The 22,713-nt window shown below is 71.7% G+C and carries 24 protein-coding genes and 1 pseudogene; 10 read left to right on the plus strand and 15 right to left on the minus strand.

Annotation, left to right across the window (positions count from 1 at the left end; all coding sequences use genetic code 11):
• Nucleotides 1-269 precede the first annotated feature (269 nt).
• A complete protein-coding gene (locus BJY14_RS11320; protein WP_179843575.1) occupies nt 270-518 on the plus strand; it encodes a WhiB family transcriptional regulator in 249 nt (82 codons plus the stop codon).
• 185 nt (nt 519-703) lie between these two features.
• Here BJY14_RS11320 and BJY14_RS11325 read toward each other — a convergent pair whose 3' ends face one another.
• Entirely contained in the window at nt 704-2,371 is a 1,668-nt protein-coding gene (locus tag BJY14_RS11325) for a GAF domain-containing sensor histidine kinase (protein ID WP_179843576.1), read from the minus strand.
• 68 nt (nt 2,372-2,439) lie between these two features.
• On the opposite strand from BJY14_RS11325, the gene BJY14_RS11330 reads away from it, so the two are divergent.
• Together BJY14_RS11330 and BJY14_RS11335 are read left to right on the plus strand one after the other, a co-directional pair.
• The gene (locus BJY14_RS11330; protein WP_218905283.1) at nt 2,440-3,612 is read left to right on the plus strand and encodes an 8-amino-7-oxononanoate synthase; all 1,173 of its coding nucleotides are present in this window, start codon (nt 2,440-2,442) and stop codon (nt 3,610-3,612) included.
• A gap of 36 nt (nt 3,613-3,648) precedes the next feature.
• Nucleotides 3,649-4,452, plus strand: coding sequence for a GntR family transcriptional regulator (locus BJY14_RS11335; RefSeq protein WP_179843578.1), 804 nt, complete (start codon nt 3,649-3,651; stop codon nt 4,450-4,452).
• Nucleotides 4,453-4,470: 18 nt separating this feature from the next.
• Here BJY14_RS11335 and bioB read toward each other — a convergent pair whose 3' ends face one another.
• Both bioB and bioD read right to left on the minus strand, forming a co-directional pair.
• Entirely contained in the window at nt 4,471-5,466 is a 996-nt protein-coding gene (bioB, locus tag BJY14_RS11340) for a biotin synthase BioB (RefSeq protein ID WP_179843579.1), read from the minus strand.
• Nucleotides 5,463-6,194: a dethiobiotin synthase gene (gene bioD / locus BJY14_RS11345; protein ID WP_179843580.1), complete on the minus strand. Its 732-nt coding sequence runs from the start codon at nt 6,192-6,194 to the stop codon at nt 5,463-5,465. Before bioD ends, bioB begins: the two co-directional genes overlap by 4 nt.
• Nucleotides 6,195-6,288: 94 nt before the next feature.
• On the opposite strand from bioD, the gene BJY14_RS11350 reads away from it, so the two are divergent.
• Genes BJY14_RS11350 through BJY14_RS11360 form a run of 3 tightly spaced genes read left to right on the plus strand, consistent with a single transcriptional unit; the run spans nt 6,289 to nt 7,759 of the window.
• On the plus strand, nt 6,289-7,068 hold the full coding sequence (locus tag BJY14_RS11350; protein WP_179843581.1) for a hypothetical protein: 780 nt from the start codon (nt 6,289-6,291) through the stop codon (nt 7,066-7,068).
• Nucleotides 7,065-7,589, plus strand: coding sequence for a GNAT family N-acetyltransferase (locus tag BJY14_RS11355; RefSeq protein ID WP_179843582.1), 525 nt, complete (start codon nt 7,065-7,067; stop codon nt 7,587-7,589). The genes BJY14_RS11350 and BJY14_RS11355 overlap by 4 nt, the downstream gene beginning before the upstream one ends.
• A complete protein-coding gene (locus BJY14_RS11360; protein WP_179843583.1) occupies nt 7,586-7,759 on the plus strand; it encodes a type II toxin-antitoxin system Phd/YefM family antitoxin in 174 nt (57 codons plus the stop codon). The genes BJY14_RS11355 and BJY14_RS11360 overlap by 4 nt, the downstream gene beginning before the upstream one ends.
• Before the next feature lie 5 nt (nt 7,760-7,764).
• Here BJY14_RS11360 and bsaP read toward each other — a convergent pair whose 3' ends face one another.
• The 4 genes and pseudogenes from bsaP to BJY14_RS11380 form a co-directional block, all read right to left on the minus strand.
• Nucleotides 7,765-7,953 (minus strand): biotin synthase auxiliary protein BsaP, encoded by a 189-nt coding sequence (bsaP, locus tag BJY14_RS11365; protein WP_179843584.1) that lies wholly within the window; start codon nt 7,951-7,953, stop codon nt 7,765-7,767.
• A 35-nt stretch (nt 7,954-7,988) separates the two neighbouring features.
• On the minus strand, nt 7,989-9,335 hold the full coding sequence (locus BJY14_RS11370; protein WP_179843585.1) for an acetyl-CoA carboxylase biotin carboxylase subunit: 1,347 nt from the start codon (nt 9,333-9,335) through the stop codon (nt 7,989-7,991).
• A gap of 189 nt (nt 9,336-9,524) precedes the next feature.
• Nucleotides 9,525-11,571: pseudogene (fusA, locus tag BJY14_RS11375) on the minus strand (elongation factor G).
• A gap of 109 nt (nt 11,572-11,680) precedes the next feature.
• A complete protein-coding gene (locus BJY14_RS11380; RefSeq protein ID WP_312879145.1) occupies nt 11,681-12,301 on the minus strand; it encodes a GntR family transcriptional regulator in 621 nt (206 codons plus the stop codon).
• Between the two features lie 80 nt (nt 12,302-12,381).
• Here BJY14_RS11380 and BJY14_RS11385 point away from each other — a divergent pair, with 80 nt between their 5' ends.
• Nucleotides 12,382-13,140, plus strand: a complete 759-nt coding sequence (locus BJY14_RS11385; RefSeq protein ID WP_179843586.1) for a DUF1932 domain-containing protein — start codon at nt 12,382-12,384, stop codon at nt 13,138-13,140.
• Nucleotides 13,141-13,230: 90 nt separating this feature from the next.
• Entirely contained in the window at nt 13,231-13,911 is a 681-nt protein-coding gene (locus BJY14_RS11390) for a TetR/AcrR family transcriptional regulator (RefSeq protein ID WP_179843587.1), read from the plus strand.
• On the opposite strand, the gene BJY14_RS11395 is transcribed toward BJY14_RS11390, so the two are convergent.
• From BJY14_RS11395 to BJY14_RS11425, 7 genes are all read right to left on the minus strand, one after another.
• Complete coding sequence (locus BJY14_RS11395) at nt 13,823-14,734, minus strand: VOC family protein (RefSeq protein ID WP_179843588.1); 912 nt, start codon at nt 14,732-14,734, stop codon at nt 13,823-13,825. The two genes, BJY14_RS11390 and BJY14_RS11395, sit on opposite strands and share 89 nt — an antisense overlap.
• 144 nt (nt 14,735-14,878) lie before the next feature.
• Nucleotides 14,879-15,685: a VOC family protein gene (locus tag BJY14_RS11400; RefSeq protein ID WP_179843589.1), complete on the minus strand. Its 807-nt coding sequence runs from the start codon at nt 15,683-15,685 to the stop codon at nt 14,879-14,881.
• Nucleotides 15,686-15,801: 116 nt separating this feature from the next.
• Nucleotides 15,802-16,359, minus strand: a complete 558-nt coding sequence (locus BJY14_RS11405) for a hypothetical protein (protein WP_218905289.1) — start codon at nt 16,357-16,359, stop codon at nt 15,802-15,804.
• Nucleotides 16,360-16,390: 31 nt separating this feature from the next.
• Nucleotides 16,391-17,644, minus strand: coding sequence for an alpha/beta hydrolase (locus BJY14_RS11410; protein WP_179843590.1), 1,254 nt, complete (start codon nt 17,642-17,644; stop codon nt 16,391-16,393).
• Nucleotides 17,645-17,789: 145 nt separating this feature from the next.
• The gene (locus tag BJY14_RS11415; RefSeq protein ID WP_179843591.1) at nt 17,790-19,373 is read right to left on the minus strand and encodes an FAD-binding oxidoreductase; all 1,584 of its coding nucleotides are present in this window, start codon (nt 19,371-19,373) and stop codon (nt 17,790-17,792) included.
• A 124-nt stretch (nt 19,374-19,497) separates the two neighbouring features.
• The gene (locus BJY14_RS11420; RefSeq protein ID WP_179843592.1) at nt 19,498-19,695 is read right to left on the minus strand and encodes a hypothetical protein; all 198 of its coding nucleotides are present in this window, start codon (nt 19,693-19,695) and stop codon (nt 19,498-19,500) included.
• Entirely contained in the window at nt 19,692-20,006 is a 315-nt protein-coding gene (locus BJY14_RS11425) for a hypothetical protein (RefSeq protein ID WP_179843593.1), read from the minus strand. The genes BJY14_RS11420 and BJY14_RS11425 overlap by 4 nt, the downstream gene beginning before the upstream one ends.
• Before the next feature lie 402 nt (nt 20,007-20,408).
• Between BJY14_RS11425 and BJY14_RS11430 the strand changes: the two genes are divergently transcribed.
• Nucleotides 20,409-21,206 carry a helix-turn-helix domain-containing protein gene (locus BJY14_RS11430; protein WP_179843594.1) on the plus strand — a complete coding sequence of 266 codons (798 nt, stop codon included), beginning with the start codon at nt 20,409-20,411 and terminating at the stop codon, nt 21,204-21,206.
• Nucleotides 21,203-21,526, plus strand: coding sequence for a DUF397 domain-containing protein (locus BJY14_RS11435; RefSeq protein ID WP_179843595.1), 324 nt, complete (start codon nt 21,203-21,205; stop codon nt 21,524-21,526). Before BJY14_RS11430 ends, BJY14_RS11435 begins: the two co-directional genes overlap by 4 nt.
• Before the next feature lie 91 nt (nt 21,527-21,617).
• On the opposite strand, the gene BJY14_RS11440 is transcribed toward BJY14_RS11435, so the two are convergent.
• Entirely contained in the window at nt 21,618-22,499 is an 882-nt protein-coding gene (locus tag BJY14_RS11440; protein WP_179843596.1) for a DMT family transporter, read from the minus strand.
• Nucleotides 22,500-22,713 lie beyond the last annotated feature (214 nt).

Genomic DNA, 22,713 nt, shown 5'->3' on the forward strand with positions numbered 1-22,713 from the left:
GCCAAGTAACACGCCCGACCGATGGGTGTGACACATGCGACACCCATACTTTGAGAATCCTTTCTCAAAGGTCTTGCGTCTGCCCGCACCCTCCTGAAACGCTCAAAGTGCGCCACCCGGCAGGGACCCCAACGTCGCTGGTCACCTGCTCGCGGCGCCGCGGAACAACCATCCCTGGACCTGGCCACAGCCACCCCGGGCGTTCGCGACATGTGAACCCGTTCACAAAGAGTGGAGCATCTCCACCACCTGACGAAGGAGTGGACCGCATGGACTGGCGCCACCGCGCAGCCTGCCGTGACGTGGACCCCGAGCTCTTCTTCCCCATCGGCAACACCGGCCCCGCGATCCTGCAGATCGAAGAAGCCAAGCAGGTCTGCCGCCGCTGCGACGTCAGCGACGCCTGCCTGCGCTGGGCGCTCGAGTCCGGCCAGGAATCCGGCGTCTGGGGCGGCATGGGCGAAGACGAACGCCGCGCTCTCCGTCGTTCCCGCCGTGCCCTTAGCGTCAGGCGCTAGAGCGCCTTCCTTGCGGGCACGGCCGCGATCGCTGGCATCGCTTCGGCTCGCCTGGCGGCTCGCTGCGCGATCAGTTTCTCGCTTCGCTTGAAACTGGCTTCGCACGCGATCGCGCACCTTCAGGTTTTTGAGGGCTGAGGCGCCGGTTGCTCCCAGTGCGCACGGACCAGAGTTGATGGCCGTGATCAGGGGCGGCTGGGGCGGTGGTGGTGGTCTAGGGGGATGTCCACTACCACTTCGGTGCCTCCGCCTTCTCTGGGGCGGAAGTCGAGGTGGCCGCCCAGTTCGCCGATGATCAGGGTGCGGACGATCTGGAGGCCCAGGCTGTCGCTGCTCTCCATGTCGAAGTCGGGGGGCAGGCCCACGCCGTCGTCCGCGACGATCGTGACGAGGCGGCGGCCGGACGGGGGCTCGGTCTCGGTGCCGGGGGCGCGGGGGTCGTTCGCGCCGGGGGCCTTCCACTCGCCCCAGAACGACGCGCCGCCCGGTTCCCGGGTGACCTCTCCCTCTCCGTAGCGGTGCGCCACGACCTCCAGGGTCCCGAACCGGTTGGCCAGGCCGTGCTCCAGGGCGTTCTGCAGCAGTTCGGTGAGCGCCATCGCGAGCGGCGTCGCGACCTCGGCGGGCAGGACGCCGAAGCTGCCGGCCCGCTTGGGGGTGACCTTGGTCTCGGGGGTGGACACCTCCCCCGCCATCGTGATGACCCGGTCGGCGATGTCGTCGAAGTCGATCAGTTCGTCGGGGGTGTGCGACAGGGTCTCGTGCACGATCGCGATCGACCCGACGCGGCGGACGGCCTCGTCCAGCGCGGCCCGCCCCTCCGGGATCCGCAGCCGCCGCGCCTGGAGCCGCAGGAGCGCCGCGACCGTCTGCAGGTTGTTCTTCACCCGGTGGTGGATCTCCCGGATGGTGGCGTCCTTGGTCATCAGCTCCCGGTCGCGCCAGCGCAGCTCGGTCACGTCCCGGCACAGCACGACGGCCCCGATCCGGGTCCCGCCGACGACGAGCGGGATCGTGCGCAGCTGCATGATCGACCCGCGTGACTCGACCTCGACCTCGCGGGGCGCGCGGCCCGACAGCACGACGCTCAGCGCCTCCTCCATCGGCTCGCCGGTGTCGCACAGGTCCGCGGTGATCTGCCCGAGCGCCTCGCCGACCAGGTCCGCCGGGTAGCCGAGCCGCCGGTAGGCCGACTGGGCGTTGGGGCTGGCGTAGGTGACCCTGCCGGAGCGGTCCAGGCGCATGAGGCCGTCGCCGACGCGGGGCGAGCGGACCATGTTCGGCTCCTCGCCCGGCACCGGGAACCGGCCCTCGGAGATCATCGTGGCGAGGTCGCTGGCGCTCTGCAGGTAGGTCAGCTCCAGCCGGGACGGGGTGCGCGCCGAGCTGAGGTTCGTGCTGCGCTGGATCACCCCGAGGATCTTGGCGCCGCGGCGCACCGGGATGGACTCCTCGCGGACGGGGATGCCGCTGCCCCACTCCGGGTCGCCCTCGCGGACGATGCGGCGCTCGCGCCACGCCACGTCGATCAGCCCGCGGCGGCCCGTCCGGACGACCTTGCCGACGAGGTCCTCCGGGTAGGCGGTCGGGCCGGTCGTCGGGCGCATCTGCGCGATCGCGACCCAGCCGGGGACGGCCGCACCGGTGTCCAGAAGGCCTGGCCTGTCCCGGCCCGCGCGGGTCGTCCCGTCGGCGGGCAGCGCGTCCGCCGACCGCAGCGGCACCCACAGCAGGAGGTCCGCGAACGACAGGTCGGCCAGCAGCTGCCAGTCCGAGACCAGTGCGTGGAGCCACTCCAGGTCGGTGTCGGTGAGGTCGGTGTGGTCGCGGACCAAATCGGTCAAGGTAGGCACACGACCATCATCGCCGATGGTTTTCTGTCCCGGGGCAGGTGGTCTCGCCCCAGGGGCCACCTGGCAGTATGCCCGGCATGACCGCAGGACGAGACCCCCTGGCCAGGCTCCGGGACGCGGCCGGACGGCGCGCCGCCGCCGGGCTGCGCCGGACGCTGCGCCCCCGGCCCGACGGCCTCACCGATCTGGCGTCCAACGACTACCTCGGGCTGTCCGGCGACCCGCGCCTCGTCGAGGGTGCCGTCGCGGCCGCGCGCGAGTGGGGCACCGGCTCCACCGGCTCGCGCCTGGTCACCGGGACGACGCGGCTGCACGCCGAGCTGGACCGGCGGCTCGCCGCGTTCACCGGCAGCGCCGCGGGGCTGGTGTTCTCCTCCGGCTTCCTGGCCAACCTCGGCGCCGTCACCGCGCTCGCGGGGCCCGACACCCTCGTGGTGTCCGACCAGGTCAACCACGCCTCCATCGTGGACGCGTGCCGGCTGTCGCGGTCCCGGGTGGTGATCGTCCCGCACCGGGACGCGGCCGCGGCGGAGCGGGCCCTCGCCGAGCGCGAGGAGGACCACGCCCTCGTCGTCACCGACGCGGTGTTCTCCGTGGACGGCGATCTCGCGCCGCTGGGCGCGCTGCACGCCGCCGCCCGGGCGCACGGGGCGCTGCTGGTGGTCGACGAGGCGCACGCGCTCGGCGTCGTCGGCGAGGGGGGCCGGGGCGCCGCGCACGCCGCCGGTCTCGCGGGAGAGCCCGACGTGGTCCTCACCCTCACGCTGTCGAAGTCGCTGGCGTCGCAGGGCGGGGCGGTCCTCGGGGCCCCCGAGGTGATCGACACCCTGGTCGACACGGGGCGATCGTTCATCTTCGACACCGGCCTGAACCCGCCCGCCGCGGGCGCCGCCCTCGCCGCGCTGGACGTCCTCGCGTCCGACCCCGCGCTGCCCGGCCGGGCCCGCGAACGGGCGCTCGCGATCTCAAACCTGGCGGCCGGTTCCGGCCTGGAAACGGCCAGGCCCGCGGCGGCCGTGGTCCCGGTGTTCCTGGGCGAGCCGCAGGCCGCGGTGCGGGCCGCCGAGATCTGCGCTGAGCACGGTCTGCGCGTCGGCTGCTTCCGGCCGCCGTCGGTCCCCAAGGGCCGGGCGTGCCTGCGGCTCACCGCACGCGCCACGCTGGACGAGTCGGACCTCACACGATTGCGGGCGGCCCTGGCGGAAATCGCGTCTTCTACCGGCCGTAGTCTTCACCCATAACATCGGGGAAACCGGTGATGAACGTGAGGAGATGCCGTGACGGAGGTCAGGGGCGGGCCCCGGCACGGGGGCGGGTTCGAGCACGGCTTCGACCGGGTCTCGCTCGGCGACCTCGGTAAGCGCCACCCGAACCAGGCGCCCCGGATCCCCAAGTACTACAAGCTCAAGGAGCTGCTGGTCGAGCTGATCCAGTCGCTTCCCGCGGGCAGCCCGCTGCCGCCCGAGCGGACCCTCGCCGAGAAGTACGAGACGTCCCGCACGACCGTCCGGCAGGCCCTCGCCGAGCTGGTCGTCGAGGGGCGCCTCCAGCGCATCCAGGGCAAGGGCACCTTCGTCGCCAAGCCGAAGGTCGCCCAGGAGCTCCAGCTCGTCAGCTACACCGAGGACATGCGGCACCACGGGCTGCGCCCCGAGACGCGCATCCTGGAGGCCGGCTACGTCAGCGCCGACGAGCGCCTCGCCACGCTCCTGTGCATCCGGCCCGGCGGCCGGGTGCTGCGGATACACCGCCTCCGGCTGGCCGACGGCGAGCCGATGTCGATCGACACCTCCCACCTCCCGGCCCGCCGCTTCCCCGGCCTGCGCCGGGAGCTGCCGCGCCACCACTCCCTGTACGAGACGCTCGCGACCGCCTACGACGTCCACCTCACCGAGGCCGAGGAGACGATAGAGACGGTCCTCGCCACCCCGCACGACGCCCAGCTCCTGGGCGTGGACGTCGGCCTGCCGATGCTGCTGCTGTCGCGCCACGCGTTCGACACGACGGGCCAGCCGGTCGAGTGGGCCCAGTCCCTGTACCGGGGCGACCGCTACAAGTTCATCACCCGGCTGAGCCGCTGACCGGCCGCCCGTCCCGTCTCACAGCGTCCGGCCGAGCTCCTTGATCGGCATCTTCAGCTCGGTGAGCAGTTCCAGGTCCTGCCGGGCCGGACGGCCCAGGGTGGTGAGGTAGTTGCCGACGATGACGGCGTTGATGCCGCCGAGCATGCCCTCGCGGGTGCCGAGGTCGCCGAGGGTGAGCTCGCGGCCGCCGGCGTACCGCAGGATGGTGCGGGGCAGGGCGAGCCGGAACGCGGCGATCGTCTTCAGCGCCTCGGTGCCCTCGACCAGCGGGTAGCCGGCGAACGGGGTGCCGGGCCGCGGCGCGAGGAAGTTCAGCGGGACCTCGTCGGGCTCCAGCTCCGCGAGCTGCCCGGCGAACTCGGCGCGCTGCTCGACGCTCTCGCCCATGCCGACGATGCCGCCGCAGCACACCTCCATGCCGGCGTCCTTGACCATGCGGAGGGTGTCCCAGCGCTCCTCCCACGAGTGGGTGGTGACCACGTTCGGGAAATGGGAGCGGGCCGTCTCCAGGTTGTGGTTGTAGCGGTGGACGCCCATCGCGGACAGCTCGTCCACCTGCTCCTGGGTGAGCATGCCGAGCGAGCACGCGATGTTGATCTCGACGGCGTCGTTGATGGCCTTGACGCCGTCGCGGACCTGCGACATCAGCCGCTCGTCCGGTCCCCGCACGGCGGCGACGATGCAGAACTCGGTGGCACCGGTCGCGGCGGTCTCCCTGGCCGCCTCGACCAGTTCGGGGATGTTCAGCCACACCGACCGGACGGGCGACTCGAACTTGCCGGACTGCGAGCAGAAGTGGCAGTCCTCCGGGCAGCCGCCGGTCTTCAGCGACACGATCCCCTCGACCTCGACCTCCGGCCCGCACCACCGCATCCGGACGTCGTGGGCGAGCGCGAGCAGGTCCTGGAGCCGGTCGTCCGGCAGGTTCAGGACCTCCAGCACCTGCCCCTGCGACAGGCCCTCGCCCTCGTCCAGTACCTGGCGGCGCGCGATGTCGAGAATGTCCGTCACGTGTTCTCCTTGTCGGGGCCGAAGGCGGCGCGGAAGGCGGCGGCGTCGAATCCGCCGCCGAACGAGGGGGCCAGGCCGCGGTGCGCGGCCACGAGGAACTCCGCCGGGTCCAGGGCGCCCGCGCCGGCGGGCAGCGCGCCCGACAGCGGGCGGGCCGCGATGGTCTCCAGGTCGCGGATGTTGCTGCGCATGGCGAGGTCGGGGTCGTCCGGCCACGCGCCGATCACCACTCCGGCGAGCTGCACCCCGCGGTGCGCCATCGCCTCCAGGGTGAGCGCGGTGTGGTTGAGCGTGCCGAGGTCGGGCCGGGCCACCACCACGACGGCGGCGCCGAGCCAGCGCGCGAGGTCGGCGATGGTGGCGCCCTCCTCGTCGTAGCGGACGAGGAGCCCGCCCGCGCCCTCGACCAGCACCAGCCGCCGCCCGGACGCCAGGTCCCGGACGCGTTCGGCGACGTCCGGCATCCGGACGGGGGGCCGGCCCGCGTGGCGGGCCGCGGCGGCCGGGGACAGCGGGTCGGGGAACCGCGCGTACTCGTGCACGTCGTCGATCCCGGCGAGCCTGCGGACCTCGTCGAGGTCGCCCGGGTCGCCCTTGCCGGCACCGGTCTGTCCGGGTTTGACGACGGCGACGGACGCGCCGCGCGCCGCGGCGACCGCGGCCAGCGCCGCGGTGACGACGGTCTTGCCCACACCCGTGCAGGTCCCGGTCACAACGAGCACACTCACAGATCGGCACACTAGCGCGGGCCCGGAATCGGCCCGTCGCCGGGTGTTCCCGGAAACGCCGGAACCGGGGCGGGCCGCCGAGCGTCCAACCGTCATGGCCGGTCCGTACACACGCTCCCGCCGGGCGCCGGCACTCGCCTGCGCCGCCCTCGCCGCCTGCGGCACACTGGCCGCCTGCGGCGACGGCTCCGGCACCGCCGAGCCCCCCGCTTCCGCACCCGCCACAACCGCGTCCCCCGCCAAGGACGGCCCCGCGGGCGAGCAGCTCGTCCTGCGGTGGCGCAAGACCGGCGGCATCGCCGGTCTCGGCGGCCCCGGAAGCCTGCCCGACTTCTCCCTCTACTCCTCGGGCCGCGCGGTGGCCGCGTCCCAAAGCGGGCCGACCGAGTACCGCCTGAAGCCCGAGGCCCTGCGGCGCCTGCTGGACGAGGCCCGCGCGGCCGGTCTCGCCCGCTCCCACGCGGTCGGCCCCGGCGGCGTCGCGGACGCGATCACGGTCGTGGTCTCCATGGACGGAGCGACGACCCGGATCATCCAGCCCGAGACGCAGTCGGGCCCGGAGGGACGGTTCCTCAAGCGCCTCGACCCGGCCGGCTGGCCCGCGTCCGACCTCACCGGGAAGCCCGCGCCGTACAAGGCGGAGAAGACCGCCGTCCTCGCCGGGCCGACCACGGGAAGCGCCACCGTCAAGACGTGGCCGCTGGAGCCGCTCGGCAAGGGCGTCCAGGTGGCGGGTGCGGTCTGCACGGTCGCCCCGGCCGCGAAGGCCCCCGCCACGAACCCGGACACCGCGTGGCGCAGCGGCGGCCGGACGTACTCCGTCCGCCTGCGCCCCCTCCTCCCCGCCGAGTCCTCCTGCCAGGACGTCAAGTGATCGTTCGGCTGGCGCGCCCGGAGGAGTACGACCTCGTCGGCGAACTGACCGTGGAGGTCTACGTGCACGGCGGCCTGGTCAGTCCAGAGTCGTCGTACGTGCACAAGCTGCGCGACGCCGCCGACCGGGCCGCGAAGGCCGAACTGCTCGTCGCCGAAGACGCCGGGCAGATCGCTGGAGCCGTCGCGTACTGCCCGCCCGGCTCCCCCTACGCGGAGCTCGCCGGACCGGACGAGGCCGAGTTCCGCATGCTCGCCGTCCTGGAGACTGCCCGGGGCAAGGGCGCGGGCCGCGCCATGGTGCGCGCCTGCGTCGAGCGGGCCCGCGCGGCCGGCCTGTCCGGCCTGCGCCTGTCGACGCAGCGCAACATGGAGTCCGCGCAGCGCATGTACGAGAAGATGGGCTTCGTCCGCACCCCCGACCACGACTGGACCCCGGCCCCAGGCGTGGTCCTCCTCACCTACGCCCTGTCGTTCCGGAACGCGGACCCGACTCCCCGCACACATGGAGACCCCGAGTGATCGACCCCCACCCCGGCAAGGAGCCGTTGGTCATCAAGGCGCCCGACGGCGGCGAGTCGCTGACGGAGACCGCCTACCTGGTCAAAAGCCCCGAGAACGCCCGGCGGCTGCTGGCCTCCGTCAACCGCCTCGAACGCGGAGGCGGAGTCGAGCGGCCTCTCGCTGAGTAGAACCCCTAGGGCGCTTGACCCTCGGGGGTGAGGGGGCCGTGGTGGGAGCATTCGGCGGTCCAGGCCGTCGGGGTGACCTGGACTTTCAGGCGGCGGCGGCAGTCGGGGCAGTAGCGGGGCGGTTCCATCCGGCGGGCGGTCCGGCAGGGGGTGTGGTCGCCCTCGGCGGGCTCGCCGCAGCGGTCGCAGTACACGGCGTCACTCTACGACGGGCGCCCGGGCAGCGCGCTCAGGGGGCCTGGGGGCTGCGCATGCGCGTCACCAGCCCGGTGTCGTAGTCGCCACTGGCGAACTCCGGGCGGTCGAGTAGTTCGCGCAGGAAGGGCAGGTTCGTCGGCGGGCCCTCGATGTGGAACGCCTCCAGGGCGGCGCGGGCGCGGGCCAGGGCGTGGGGGCGGTCGTCGCCGTGGACGCACAGCTTGGCCAGCAGCGGGTCGTAGTGGCGGGTCACGGTGGTGCCCTCGGCGTAGCCGGCGTCGATGCGGATGCCCTCGCCGACGGGCTCCTCCCACACCGTGATCTCGCCCGTGCCGGGCAGGAAGCGGTGCGGGTCCTCGGCGCAGACGCGGAACTCGACGGCGTGCCCGCGCGGGGCGGTGCCGGTGAAGGAGACCGGTTCGCCGGCGGCGATCCGGAACTGCTGCTCGACGAGGTCGATGCCGGTGACGAGTTCGGTGATCGGGTGCTCGATCTGGAGGCGGGTGTCCATCTCCAGGAAGTAGAACTCCTGCGCGGCCGGGTCGACGAGGCATTCGACGGTGCCGGCGCCGCGGTAGCCGACGGCCTCGCCCGCGCGGACGGCGGCGGCCAGCATCCGCTCGCGCAGCGCCGGGGTGACGCCGGGGGACGGGGACTCCTCCACGACCTTGCCGTACCGGCGCTGGACGGAGCAGTCGCGCTCCCCCAGCGCGACGACCGTGCCGTCGGCGAGGCCGAGGATCTGCACCTCGACGTGCCGGGCGCGCTCGACGTACCGCTCCAGCAGGATGTCGCCGCGGCCGAAGAGCCGCTCGGAGGCGGCGCGGGCCTCCTCGAACGCCTTGCGCAGCGACGTCTCGTCGCGGGCCGCGGCCAGCCCGATGCCGCCGCCGCCCGCGGCGGGCTTCACCATGACGGGGTAGCCGATGCGCTCGGCCTCCTCGGCGGCCGTCGCCGCGTCGGGCACGGGCTCCCAGACCCCGGGCGCCACGGGGACGCCCGCCTCCTTCATCAGGTTCCGGGCGTTGATCTTGTCGCCCATCCGGGCGATGGCGAGCGCCGGCGGGCCGACCCAGACCAGGCCGCGCTCGGCGACCTGCCGGGCGAACGCGGCGCTCTCGGCGAGGAACCCGTGGCCGGGGTGGACGGCCTGCGCGTTGGTCCGGTGCGCGGCCTCCAGGATCGCGGCCGCGTTGAGGTAGCTGCCGGACGGCTCCGCGGGCCCGATCAGGACGGCCTCGTCCGCCTCGGCGACGAAGGGCAGTCCCTCGTCGGCCGCGGAGTACACCGCGATCGCCTTGAGCCCCATCGCGCGCGCGGTGTGCACGATCCGCCCGGCGATCTCGCCGCGGTTGGCCACGAGCACCGACTCGAACACCTGCGGACTCCTCCTCGTGGACCGGCGGGATCCGGCGTCCCGCCCCGGCAGAGACTAGTGGGCCGGTGGCTCCGCGACCGACGATTCCCGGGTCCTCGCCTCGCACACCCCGTGTGGCGAACGTCTCGGCGTCCAGATCCCGGGCCGCGCGCGGACAGGGGGCCCGGCGAGAGCCGGCCCCCCTTCACCTCAGCCCGAGACGATGGTCCGGGCGACCGCGGCCGGGACCTCCGCGTAGGACGCGAACCGCATGGTGAACACCCCGCGGCCCGACGTCATGCCGCGCAGGTGCCCGACATAGCCGAACATCTCCGACAGCGGGACGAGGGCGTGCACGATCCGGGCGCCGGCCCGCTCGTCGGTCCCCTCGATCCGGCCGCGCCGGGCGTTGAGGTCGCCGATCACCGCGCCCAGGTGCTCCTCGGGGGCGGTGACCTCGACGGTCATCACCGGTTCGAGCAGCACGGGGGACGCGCGCCGCACCGCCTCGCCGAACGCCAGCGAACCGGCGATCTTGAAGGCGAGCTCGGACGAGTCGACGGGATGGAAGTCGCCGTCCAGCAGCGTGACCCGCACGCCCGTCATCTCGTACCCGGCGAGGACGCCGAAGCGCATCGCCTCCTGGCAGCCCGCGTCCACCGAGGGGATGAACTCCTTCGGGATCCGCCCGCCGGTGACCCGGTTGACGAACTCGTACCCGTCCTCGATGGGTTCGACGGCGATTTGCACCTTCGCGTACTGGCCCTTGCCTCCCGACTGTTTGCGGTGCGTGAGGTCGACCCGGTCGACCGCCGCGCGGATCGTCTCGCGGTAGGCCACCCGCGGCCGGCCGACGCCCGCCTCGACGTGGAACTCCTCCCGCATCCGGTCGATGAGGATCTCCAGGTGGAGCTCGCCCATCCCGCCGATGACGGTCTGGCCCTCCTCGTCATGGACCTGGAACGACGGATCCTCCTCCGAGAGCCGCTGGATCGCGGCGCTCAGCTTCTCCCGGTCGGCCTTGGAGCGCGGCTCGATCGCGACCTCGATGACCGGCGCCGGGAAGTCCATGGACTCCAGGACCACCGGGCGCGCGGCGTCGCAGAGCGTCTCGCCGGTGAAGGTCTGCTTGAGCCCCATCACCGCGACGATGTCGCCGGCGCCCGCCGACGCGATCTCCTCGCGCGTGTCGGCGTGCATGCGGTAGATCTTGCCGATCCGCTCCCTGCGCTCCTTGACGCTGTTGAGCACGCTCGCGCCCGCCTCCAGCCGCCCGGTGTAGATCCGGACGAAGGTGAGCCGGCCCAGGTGCCGGTCACTCACGATCTTGAACGCGAGCGCGGAGAGCGGGGTCCGCTCCAGGGCGTCCCCGATCTCCGGCGGTGCGACGTCGAGCGGCGACGGCAGGTACCGCACCACCGCGTCCAGCAGGGGCTCGACGCCCTTGTTGCGGAACGCGCTGCCGCACAGCACCGGGGTGGCCTCGGAGGCGACGGTGAGCCGGCGGATCGCCGCGTGCAGTTGCTCCGGCGACGGTTCCGCACCGCCCACGTACAGCTCCATGACCTCCTCGTCGCGCTCGGCGAGCGTCTCGACGAGCCTGCCGCGCCAGCGGCGGACGTCCTCGGCCATGCCGGACGGGACGTCCACCACGGCGTGCCGGTCGTCCGGCCAGACGTGCGCCCGCCCGGAGACGAGGTCGACGACGCCCTCGAACCCGGACTCGGCGCCGATCGGCAGCTGCACGACCAGCGGGACGGCGCCGAGCCGCTCGCCGATCATGTCGACGCAGCGCGCGAAGTCGGCGCCGGCGCGGTCGAGCTTGTTGACGAAGCAGATCCGCGGCACGCCGTAGCGGTCGGCCTGGCGCCACACCGTCTCCGACTGCGGCTCGACGCCCGCGACGCCGTCGAACACGGCCACGGCGCCGTCGAGGACGCGCAGGCACCGTTCGACCTCGATCGTGAAGTCGACGTGGCCCGGCGTGTCGATCAGGTTGATCGTGTGCTCGCCGCCGGGGGCCGTCCTGGACGGTCCAGCGGCAGGTCGTCGCCGCGGAGGTGATGGTGATGCCCCGGTCGCGCTCCTGCTTGGTGTAGTCCAGCGCGGTGTTGCCGTCGTGCACCTCGCCGATGCGGTGCGACACGCCGGTGTAGAAGAGGATCCGCTCGGCGGTCGTCGTCTTGCCGGCGTCGATGTGCGCCATGATCCCGATGTTGCGAACCTTGGTCAGAGCAAGGGCTGTGGTTGTTGTCATCGGGAATCCTCCTGGTTCTCTCTGATGACGACCGCCGCAGGACAGGATCGTGCCGCGCGGCAGGCCGACCGTAACGGCCGCGGGAGGGCGCGCGCGAAGGGTTTTCCGGCTAGGAGGCGATCTCGCCGAGGGTCTCGATGACGCTGCGCAGGTGCGCGCGGGCGGCCCGCTCGGCGGCGTCCGGGTCGTGCGCCGCGATCGCGTCGATGATGGCGAGGTGCTGCGGCAGGGACACCTGGGGGCGGCCCGGGTGCATGGCCAGCTTGAACTGGTGCCGGACGTTCTGGGCGCGCAGGCGCTCCAGGACGCCCGAGGCGGTCCGCTGCCCGCTGATCTCGCGGACGCGGCGGTGCAGGCGCTCGTTCAGCCGGGAGTAGCCGAGCACGTCGCCGGACGCGACGGCGGCGCGCATCTCCTCGCCGATCGTCCGCAGGTCGCCGACCTCGGCGGTGCCGGCGCGCTCGGCGGCCTTCGCCGCGCACAGCCCCTCGATCACCATCCGGACCTCGGTGATCTCGACGGCCTCCGCCACGGAGACGGCGCGCACGCGGGCGCCCCGGTTCTGGACGCGCTCGACCAGGCCCTCGCCCGCGAGGACGGCGAGGGCCGCGCGGACGCCGGCGCGGCTCGCCGCGAACTGCTCCGACAGGTCGGCCTCGACCAGCCGCTGGTTCGGCACGAACTCGCCGCCGAGGATCGCCTCGCGGATCGCGGCCGTCACGTCGCTCACGGAGTCTCCGGGATTGTCGCCAATTTTGGTTCGATCTAGGGTAGCGGTTCACGGGACCGTCCCGCCGCGGAGGAGGACGCATGACGGTGATCGCCGTACTCGGGCTGGGCGAGGCGGGCGGCGCGATCGCGCGCGACCTGGTGGCCGCGGGGGCGGTGGTGCGGGGCTACGACCCGGCCGTCGCCGCGTCCGGCGGGATCGTCCAGGCCGCGAGCGAGGCCGGCGCCGCCGCCGGGGCCGACCTGGTGCTGAGCGTCAACAGCGCGCACGACGCGGTCGCGGCGCTCACGGCGGGGATCGGCGCCGCCGGGGACGCCGTGTGGGCCGATCTGAACACCGGGTCGCCCGGGTTGAAGCGGGAGCTGGACGCGCTCGCGCGGCGGGCCGGCGTCCCGTTCGCCGACGTGGCGATCATGGCGCCGGTGCCGGGCCGGGGGCTCCGCACGCCGATGCTGGCCTGCGCGGGGGGCGCCGGCGACGCCGCCGCGCTCCTCACCCCGTTCGGCGCCGGGATCGAGGTGATGGACGCCGGGGCGGGCGCGGCGGCCGGGCGCAAGCTGCTGCGCAGCGTGTTCTTCAAGGGGCTGGCCGGGTCGGTGGTCGAGGCGCTGGAGGCGGCGCGGGCGGCCGGCTGCGAGGACTGGCTGCGCGAGAACATCGTCGCGGAGCTGGTGGCGGCCGGGGAGCACACCGTGGACCGGCTCGTCGCCGGGACGTACCGGCACGCCGCCCGCCGCGCCGCCGAGATGGACGCCGCCGCGGCCATGCTGGAGGAGCTGGACGTCCCCCCGGCGATGGCCGCCGCGAGCCGCGACCTGCTGAGGCGGCTGTCCACCTGACCGCCCCGGTGAGCGAGACCACAGCGAGGTGATGTGTGACACAGGACTGATTTGCGGGAAGATGCCGTCCGGACGGACGGAGGGAACCACGTGGCGGGCAGGCGCGCGACACCGACCGGCAGGTACGGCGGCCGGTCCGCGGCCGAGCGGCGCGCCGAGCGGCGCCGCCGGTTCCTGGACGCCGGGCTGGAGATGTTCGGCCGCGGCCCCGGTTACCGCGGCACCACGGTCGCGGCGCTCAGCGAGGCGGCCGGGCTGTCCACCCGCCAGTTCTACGAGGAGTTCAGCACGCTGGAGGACCTCCTCGCCGAACTGCACCTGGAGGTCAACGACGCCGCCGAGCGGGACGTCGTGGCCGCGCTGCCGTCCGTCGCGGGCCTCGGGCTCGCCGAGCGCACGGCCCACCTGTTCCGCGCCTACGCCGCCAGCATCACCGCCGACCGGGCCCGCATCCGGATCGCGTTCGTCGAGATCATCGGCGTCAGCCCCCGGCTGGACCGCCAGCGCCTCACCCGCCGCGCCCGCTGGGTCGAGTTCATCTGCGCCGAGGCCGCCGCCGCGGCCGGGCGCGGCGAGATCACCGACCGCGACTACCGGATCGCGGCGACCGCCTTCATCGGCAGCATCAACGGCCTCCTGCACGACTGGACCGCCGGCTGGGTGGACGCCACCCTCGACGAGGTCATCGACGAGCTCGTCCTGATGCTCCTCGGCCGCCTGCACTCCCAGGACGCGCCGCCCGCGCCCGGCTCCGGGCCCCTCGGCCGCTGACCTGCCGGGCGGAGGTCAGGGGCGTTCGCGCTCGGCCAGGACGTCCGTGGTGGGGGTGACCAGTCCCAGGCGAGCGCCGGTCGGGTCGGTGACGACGCAGAACCGGCAGGGCTTGATGTCGGTCGGGGGGATGCGGACCTGGGCGCCGAGCTCGACGGCCCGGGGCCGCGGACGCGTCGCAGTCGGAGACCCAGAAGAACGGGGTCCAGTGCGAGGGGTAGCCGGGCGGCCAGTGCTCGTCCATGGAGACCATGCCCGCCACCGCCCGGTCTCCGACCTTCCAGTGCGTGTAGACGGAGTCGTAGTAGTCGCGGTCGACGGCCCTCCAGCCGAACACCGCCCCGTAGAAGCGGCGGGCCCGCTGGATGTCGCGGGCGGCCAGCTCCACCCAGATCATCGCGGACGGCTCGTCGACGACGCCCGCGCCCTTCAGGTTGTAGGGGTACCAGAGCCCGAAGTCGGCGCCCTCGGGATCGGAGCACAGGGCCATCCGCCCCAGATCGGCGATGTCGGTGGGCTCCAACGTCTCCAGGCCTCCCGCCTCGCGCACGGCGGCGAGCGTGGCGGGGAGGTCGTCGGAACGGAAGTAGCACGTCCAGGACGCGGTCGCCGAGTCGTAGGCGAGCGCCTGCATCCCGGCGACCTCGGGCCCCTGGACGCCGCCCAGGGTGAAGATCTCGTAGTCGCCGAGGTCGCCCACGGTCAGCGTGTAGGAGGACCAGCCGAACAGGCCGCGGTAGAACCGCTCGGACGCCTGCGGGTCCGGGGTCGCGAGCTCGGCCCACGTCGGGTGGCCGGGGGGAAACGCGGTCACCTCGGGCATCGGGTCACCTCCGGCATCGCCGCGCCCTTGCAGCGCGCATTCCTCCAGGCTAGGGAGGCCCGCGCAATCCCCGATGACGCGAATCCCCAAGATCACCCCAATCTCCGCGTCTGCACGGGGCCGGCGCGGCGGGCGGGGCCTCTGTCAGCCGTGCGGACGGAAGGTGAGGCGCGAACCGGCGGCCGGGGTGAGGACGGCCAGGCGCGCCCCGCACGGATCGGTCATGACGGCGAAGCGGCCGGGCTTGATGTCGGTCGGCGGGATGTGGACGACCGCCCCCAGCTCGGCCGCCCGCGCGGCGATGGCGTCGCAGTCGGCGACCCAGAAGTAGGGGATCCAGTGGGGCTCGAAGTGGGCCGGCCACCACTCCTCCAGCGGCACCATGCCCGCCACGGACCACTCGCCGACCTTCCAGTTGGTGTAGCCGGGCGCGAGGTAGTCGCGGTCGACGGCCGTCCAGCCGAAGACGGCCCCGTAGAAGCGGCGGGCTTCCTCGACGTCGTGGGAGGCCAGCTCCATCCAGCACATCGCGGACGGCTCGTCCACGACGCCCGCGCCCTGGAAGTCGTAGGGGGCCCACAGGGCGAAGTCGGCGCCCTCGGGGTCGGCGCAGTGGGCCATCCGGCCGAGGTTGGAGAGGTCGGTGGGCTCGCTCAGCTCGTGCCCGCCCATGGCGCGCACGGTGTCGAGCGTGGCCCGCATGTCGTCGGTCCGGAAGTAGCACGTCCACGTCGGCTCCATCGAGGCGTCCGCGAGCGGCTGCATGCCGGCGACCTCGGGCCCCTGGACGCCGCCCAGGGTGAAGATCGAGTAGTCGTTGAGGTCGCCCGCCAGCGTGTAGACGTACCAGCCGAAGAGCTCGGTGTAGAACTTCTGGGAAGCGCGCACGTCCGGGGTGACCAGTTCGGCCCAGGTGGGATATCCGGGGGCATATGCGGTTACTTCGGGCATCGCCGACCCTCCAAAGTTCGCATATCCCCACGTTATGGACGAGTGCGCAATCTCCGGGGACGCGGATCCCTAAGATCACCCCAATGTCGGCGGCCCCGTCCGGGCGTTGGACCGTTTCAGACGCTCTCGACGGTCTGGAGGAGCCCCCAGACGAAGTGCGCGACCAGGGTGGTGCCGTCCGGGCCCGCGAGCGTGGCGTGCCAGCGGCTCGGGACCTCGCCGTCCTGGTGCGCGACCGCGCCGAAGCGGGCGTCCACGTCGCCGGCGACGCACGACCACGGGACGAGGTCGTCCACGGTCTCCAGCGGCGGCACCGGCACGCCGTCGTCGCGGACGAGCCACTCCTGCATGACCGTGCCGTCCGGGCCCATCATGATCTCGAAGCGCAGGCCGGGCCACAGGGGGAAGGGCGGCCACCACGCCACCTCGCAGGCGACGTCGCCGATCTGGTGCTCCCCCGCCCCGGCGGGCGGGCCGAGGACGGTCTCGAAGCGGCGGCGGCCGCGCGGGAATGTCCGGGACCGCAGGATGCGCTGCCACCGGGCGTTGACCTCGCGCATCTCCGTGCGCGACGCGCCGAGCGACCGCATCGCGTCCTCGACGAGGCCCGGCTGGTAGTCGGCCATGCGGCGCAGCAGCACGAGCTGGAACTCGCGCCGGGCGAACCCCTTCACCGTGCCGCTCCCCGGGCCTCCGTGCGGGCGGTCAGGACTTGCGGGCGCCGATGGCCTTGGCGATGGTCGGCCAGCTTCGGACCAGCTCGATGCGCCAGTACTTCCAGTTGTGCATGCCGGGCCCGTACAGATGGGAGGTGACGGGCACGCCCGCCTTCTGCGCGGCAGCGACGAAGTTCTCGTTCATCGTGCCGGCGAGCTGCTCGCCGATGCGTCCCGCGTCGTGGGGCGGGGTGTCGGGCTTGTCGTAGGGGCCGGGCTGCCCGTTGCCGGACGAGACGTAGACGCCGACGCCCTTCAGCTTCGACACCATGACGGTCGCGTCGTGCGCCCGCCAGTTCGCCCGCGCGGTGATCGGGTCGCCCCAGATGGCGGTGCCCGCCTCGCGGTTCATGGACGTCAGGATGACCGGCATGCCCGGCGCGGTGATGTTGAGCGCGCCGCTGTAGGAGGCGGCGTACTTGAACATGCGGTGCCGCTCGGCGTAGGTGATGGCACCCTGCCCGCCGGACGACAGGCCGATCGCGGCGCGCACCGACCCGGCGTGGAAGTTGCGCTCCATCAGCGGGATGACCTCGCCGATGTGGAAGGTCTCCCACTCGGGGATGCCGCCCTTCCCGCCGTTGAACCAGTTGGTGTAGGACCCGTTCCAGCCGCCCTCGGGCATCACGACCATCGCGTCGTAGGAGCCGATGACCTGCTCGATGTTGGAGTCCTTGGTCCAGGACAGGTAGTTGTTGTTGCCGCCGTGGTAGGCGTACACGGTCGGCCACGACCTGGTGGCGCCGGCCTTCCAGCCCTTGGGGACCATCACGCGGGTCTTCACGGCGGCGCCCAGCGCCGGCGAGGCGATCGTGACGTCGAAGATCCGCGAGCTGATCTTCTTGACGCCGGTGATGGCGGCGCCATCGGGGGCCTTGGCGTACTTGCCCGGCGCCGAGCCGGACGGCATCTGCGGCTTCTTGCCGCGGTTGCCGGCGTTGCTGTCGGGGTCGTCGGGGCTCGGCGACCCCTGGCCGGTGCGGAACGGGTTGCTGTTCAGCGGGACGCTGGGCAGCTTCGCCGAACCCGGCGACTTCGTCGGGGAGGCGGACGCGCCGCCGGGGACCGACGGCTGCGTCGCGGGGCCGAACGACGGGATCGGCTTGGAGTTCCCGCTGGCCTCCGACTTGCCCTTCGGGACCCCCACGCCGGCCTGCGCGAGGCCGACCATGACGGTGGGCAGCAGCACGGCCGCCGCCGCGGTGCCCGCGATGGCGATCTTCCTGTCGGTACGCTTCTTCATGACTCCCCAGCCGCTCGGGCCACGCCGGGCCCGACGCTCCGCTCGCCCGACGAAACTACTGTCCCCGCTGTCACAGCCGCAAGTATTGGCACAGAATGCAATAAAGGCGAGATGATCCGTGACGCTGGGCTACCGGCCCGTGCCGCTACCCCGGCTTCCCCGGGCGGACGGACTGGGCGTGCCGGAACACGTTTCCCGGATCCCAGTGCCGTTTGACCTCCTGGAGTTTCGCGTAGGCGTCCTTGTAGTAGAGCGTCTCCCACGTCTGGGACGACCCGTTCCAGTGCCCGTCGTTCAGATCCGCGTCGGGATAGCCGATGTAGCAGCCGTCCGTGGTCTCGCCGTCCGCGACGGGGACGCCACCGGTCGCGGCGAACGTCGCCTTGTAGATGTCGCGGATCCACGCGATGTGCGTGTCCTCGTAGGCGTCATTCTGCGTCCAGTACACCTGGTACTGGAGTTTCATAATGGAATCGCGCTGCCGCGCCGCTGTCTTGTGCAGCGGCCTGTTGACGGCGCTGCCGTACGAGTCGACCTGGATGAGCGCCTGCTTGTTCACGTAGTCGGTGTACTTCTCTTTGCCTAGATACGCCCACATGGCGTCGACCTGCTGTTCGGTGAAAGGTTTGCGCAGGTAGGCCGACTTGTACTTTCCGCAGCGGTTCTCGCCGCTGGCGTTCAGGGCCTGCGTGGCGGTCAGCCACGGCATCACGCGCGGGATCTCCAGGTGCACGAAGTGCTCGCCCATCATCGTGCGCATGGGCCTCGCCGCCGGGCCGATGCGCCCGTCGAGGGCCACGATGAAGTCGGTCATCGCCCTCGCCCCGTCGGGGTCGTCGACGTCCACCTGGGCCAGCATCCCGATCTGGCCGTTGCTGACGTGGTTGAGCTTCAGCATCGCGAAGAGCTTCCCGGCCGCCGTGGACGGGTCCTGGTGGTCGCGGAAGTACTCCGCGAACGTCTCCAGCAGCGCGGCGAACTCGTTCTTGGTGAAGTCCTTCCAGTCCCACGCGAGGGCCGTCAACAGCACCTGCTTCGGGGGTTGCGGCAAGCCCCGGAACCAGAACCGGGTGACCAGACCGAAGTTCCCGCCGCCTCCCCCTGTGTGAGCCCAGAGCAGGTCGCGGAGCCACCGGTCGCCGTCGTCGCGCCGGGCCACGACCAGTTCGACGTTCTGGTGCTCGTCCACGACCGCCACCTCCACCGCGTAGAGGTAGTCGACGGTGAGGCCGTGCTGCCGCGACAGCAGCCCGAACCCGCCAGCCGGGATGTGCCCGCCAAGCCCGACCGAGTAGCACGACCCGCCGGGCAGCGCCTTGCCGCTGATCGGGTACAGGTGGCTGTAGACGTGCCAGTTCGTCGCCCCGGCCTCCACGCAGTACGCCTGCATCGCGGGGTCGTAGGTCACCCCGCACATCGGGCTCACGTCCAGGATGACCCGCACGTCGGAGCCGCAGACGAAGTCCTCGTAGCAGTGCCCGCCGGCCTTGACCGTGATCCGCGTCCGCCGCGGGTCGGCCGGCCGCTCGCGCACCGCCTCGGCGAGCGCCGCCCGCGCCTCCTCCGGCGACCGCACCAGCCGCACGTACTCGGGCTCGCCGATCCACCGCTGGTTGAACCCGCGGCTGAGCGCCGGATACCGCTTGTCGCCGGACCGGACGATCGTGCTGGGCAGCCCGGACGCCGCGGACGCGCCGGCCGTGCCGGACAGGGTCGGGATCTCGCTCATCGGGGCATCGCCTCCACACACCTCGGATAAGGGATGCGGGAACCCCTTCCCCACCATGTCGCAAAGTAGTCGATCAGTAACGAACAGTTAGCATCTTGGTGAGGTTTTCGCACGTGGGCGGGACTCACCGTTTCGCCAGCTCCAGGAGTCTCCGGCGGAGGACGTGGCCGTCGGTGGCCCGGATGAAGACGTCGTTGCCGCGCACCGCCATCCAGATGGGACGTTCCGGGTCGGCGACGATGCCGAACGCCGGGAACTCGCGCCTCAGCGCGGCGAGGTAGGCGGCCGTCTCGGCCCTCCGGGCCCGGTCCTCGGCCCTCATGCCGGGGCCCCCAGATAACCCTTGATCATCACCAGCGCGTCGGTGATCCGCTCGGCCTCGGCGATGGGCTGCCGCCAGGACGTGAAGTACCAGTAGCGACCCTCGTCCTCCTCTCGGGGACGGCAGGTGATGGTGTCGGCGGACACTCCCCTGGCCCCGCAGCGGCTCCGCGCGGTGGACGTCATGTTCCGGACGACCAGCCCACCCGCCACGTGGTGGATCGTGAACCCGTGCGCCCTGAGGTGCATCCCCAGGACTTGCAGACGCACGTACGACTCGACGGCCGGGGACTCGTGCTCTGGAACGCTCACGGTCGCCCCCTCAGGAACTCCGCGAGAGCGATCCGTTCCAACAGGCGCGTCTGGGCGTCGCAGAGCAACCACAGTTCGTCCGTGTCCCGCGCTTGGACCTCCCCCAGGCATCCATTAAGGAGCTGATAGGGGCTCAGCGTGGTGTGCCGCCGCGCGACGCACCCGTCCCGCGAAAATTCGCCGAACCAATCAGACATCAGGGGTATTCGCCCCGTCGCAAAGCCTTTCGATTCCGACGACCTGGACATCTCGAAACCTCCCCACCCGCTTTCGCGTCGAAAACACTTGCGACCAGTCTCACGGGGAAGGTAAAAGTGCGGTAGTGACCTCGCGGCACCCCCGGTCAAGTCCACCCGAGATCAACTCAACCACTTCCCCGTGGTTTACCTCCGGAGGTTTCTCATGAGCGAAAATCGGGCGCGCGTCTTCTTCGGCAACGAACTCCGTCGCATGCGCGGCAAAGCCGGTATCACCGGCAAAGAACTCGCGGACGCGCTTGGGTGCACGCCGCAATGGATCAGCACCATGGAGAGCGGACGCAAGATCTCCGAGCAAAGCGCTCGTGACCTCGACACTTACTTCAAGACGGACGGCCACTACTATCGCTTGTGGAAGCTCGCCAAGGACATCGAAGTCCAGTTCATTCTCCCGCCCGGCTTCGCCGAGTACCTGGGATACGAGAAGCAGGCCACGTCCTACCGCATCTACAGTGCACTGCTAATCAATGGCCTGTTCCAGACCGAGGATTACTCACGCGCCATCATCACGACTACAGACGAGACAAATGTCTCGGAGTTGACGGCGAGACGTATGGAACGGCAGGCAGCCATCACCCGTAAGAGCCTGCCTCACGTTTGGCTTGTGCTGGACGAAACCGTGCTGCATCGCCTGGTCGGCAGCCCCGAGGTCATGCGTGACCAACTCAATGCTCTGCTCCTCGCTTCTGAGCGAATCAACACGATGGTCCAGGTCATCCCGCAAAACACTGGCTACCACGTCGGTCTCGGAGGCGACTTCACCATCCTCACCTTCGACGATTGGCCAGACCTGGCCTACACCGAGTCGGCAGGAGAGGGGCTCTTGATCGAACGGCCTGTCAGAGTGACGCACAAAGTCGTACGCTGGGACTTGCTCCGTGGTCACGCGCTCCCCATTAAGGAGTCGCGGGCCTTGATAAAGACGGTGATGGAGGGTCTATGAACGACTGGCAGACCGTCGAGTGGCACAAGAGCAGCTACAGCGGGCACAGCGGCGGCGACTGCGTCGAAGTGGCAAGCCTGTGGCGCAAGAGCAGCTACAGCGACCACCAAGGCGGCGAGTGCGTAGAGGTGGCAAGCCTTTGGCGTAAGAGCAGCTACAGCGACCACGACGGCGGCAACTGTGTTGAGGTGGCCGACCTTTCGCCGGTGGTCGGGGTGCGGGATTCCAAGGATGCGGAGGGGCCGAAGCTGACCTTCGGCGTCGCCGCCTGGGCCGCCTTCACGCGGTCGGTCAAGGCCGGGGAGCTCGACCTGACCTGATCGACCTCCGGGTTCCGGACGCAGGACGGGCGCGGCGGAGGTGCAACGGCGGAAAGGGTGGTCCTCTCCGCCGTTGCGGGTCAGCGGCGTGTCACTTGCCGCTGGTTTGGGTCCCGACGCGGAGCGCGCCGCCGGAAGGCTCCCTGAGAGAGGAGACTCCGAAGGCGGCGCCGGCGATCAGGAGGATGGCGGCCCAGTCCGGGAAGGAGAGCCGCTGGTCGGACGGCAGCCGCCCCATTGCGGCGCCGACCAGCGCCACCATGGCGTGGACCGGCGTCGAGAGCGACTGCATGACACCGACGTCGAGCTTCGAGATACGGCGAAGCGCGGCGTTGGTGAAGAGGACCGGCAGCATCAGCGTGAGCAGACCTGCCAGCCCGGCCACGAGGAACAACTCCCGGGACACCCAGTCACCGCCCTGCAGCAGGAACACCAGCGCGAACAGCACCGGCGCCGACAGCAGGTTGGCGAACGTGGCGCCCTGGTCCGCCAGTCCGTGGTCCTTCATCGTCCCGAGCACGGTGACCGTGTTCCAAACGCACCATGCGCTACCGAAAGCGCACAGCAGGCCCACGATCCCGCCCTGCAGAGGCCAGTTGAGCATGACGATTCCACCCACGACGAGCGCGCGCCCGCACAGGTGCTTGAATCCCCACGCGGTGGCCCTCAAGAGCCAGATCCTCTTGAAGCCCACCGAGAGGTAGCCGAGTACCACGACCGCGGCGACGGTGCCCAGGTTCAGGCGCTGCACGGCGAACGGGTACAGGACCGCGACGGCGGCGTTCCCCCCGGTCAGGCGGGCGATCGGCCACCACATGGGCCGCTGGTACCGCCTGAACGGAGACCGTCCTGTAAGAAGCATCAGCACGCAGAGGGCGAGGGCACCGACCGTCTGCATCGGTGCCGCCACCTCCAGTGCGAGGAAGCTCGTGGTGAAGGCGTAGCCGATGCCCGACGACACCAGGCTCGCCACGACGTAACCCCTGCCGGCGAACGGCCGGCGGAGGTCGAGTGAAGAGGACATAGTCCTGCCCCTCTAGGTTGTGAGAGGCCGGAGCGCTCCGCGAGCGACGAGCCACCGGTTCCGCGAACCGGTGGCCGCCGCTCGGGGAGCGATCGACCACCGGTTGTGGAAACCGGCAAGAGGGACCGTGCGGGATGGTGCGGATTTATCAACTACACCGGTC

This window comes from Actinomadura luteofluorescens, assembly GCF_013409365.1.
GTDB classification, from domain to species: Bacteria; Actinomycetota; Actinomycetes; order Streptosporangiales; family Streptosporangiaceae; genus Spirillospora; species Spirillospora luteofluorescens.

Bases quoted from the DNA above. Each gene is read 5' to 3' on its own strand.
- BJY14_RS11415 (WP_179843591.1), bottom strand. From the start codon at position 19,373: ATGAGCGAGATCCCGACCCTGTCCGGCACGGCCGGCGCGTCCGCGGCG.
- BJY14_RS11420 (WP_179843592.1), bottom strand. From the start codon at position 19,695: ATGAGGGCCGAGGACCGGGCCCGGAGGGCCGAGACGGCCGCCTACCTC.
- BJY14_RS11350 (WP_179843581.1), top strand. From the start codon at position 6,289: ATGGCCGGTCCGTACACACGCTCCCGCCGGGCGCCGGCACTCGCCTGC.
- BJY14_RS11430 (WP_179843594.1), top strand. From the start codon at position 20,409: ATGAGCGAAAATCGGGCGCGCGTCTTCTTCGGCAACGAACTCCGTCGC.
- BJY14_RS11385 (WP_179843586.1), top strand. From the start codon at position 12,382: ATGACGGTGATCGCCGTACTCGGGCTGGGCGAGGCGGGCGGCGCGATC.
- BJY14_RS11435 (WP_179843595.1), top strand. From the start codon at position 21,203: ATGAACGACTGGCAGACCGTCGAGTGGCACAAGAGCAGCTACAGCGGG.
- BJY14_RS11410 (WP_179843590.1), bottom strand. From the start codon at position 17,644: ATGAAGAAGCGTACCGACAGGAAGATCGCCATCGCGGGCACCGCGGCG.
- BJY14_RS11330 (WP_218905283.1), top strand. From the start codon at position 2,440: ATGCCCGGCATGACCGCAGGACGAGACCCCCTGGCCAGGCTCCGGGAC.
- BJY14_RS11320 (WP_179843575.1), top strand. From the start codon at position 270: ATGGACTGGCGCCACCGCGCAGCCTGCCGTGACGTGGACCCCGAGCTC.
- BJY14_RS11395 (WP_179843588.1), bottom strand. From the start codon at position 14,734: ATGCCCGAGGTGACCGCGTTTCCCCCCGGCCACCCGACGTGGGCCGAG.
- BJY14_RS11400 (WP_179843589.1), bottom strand. From the start codon at position 15,685: ATGCCCGAAGTAACCGCATATGCCCCCGGATATCCCACCTGGGCCGAA.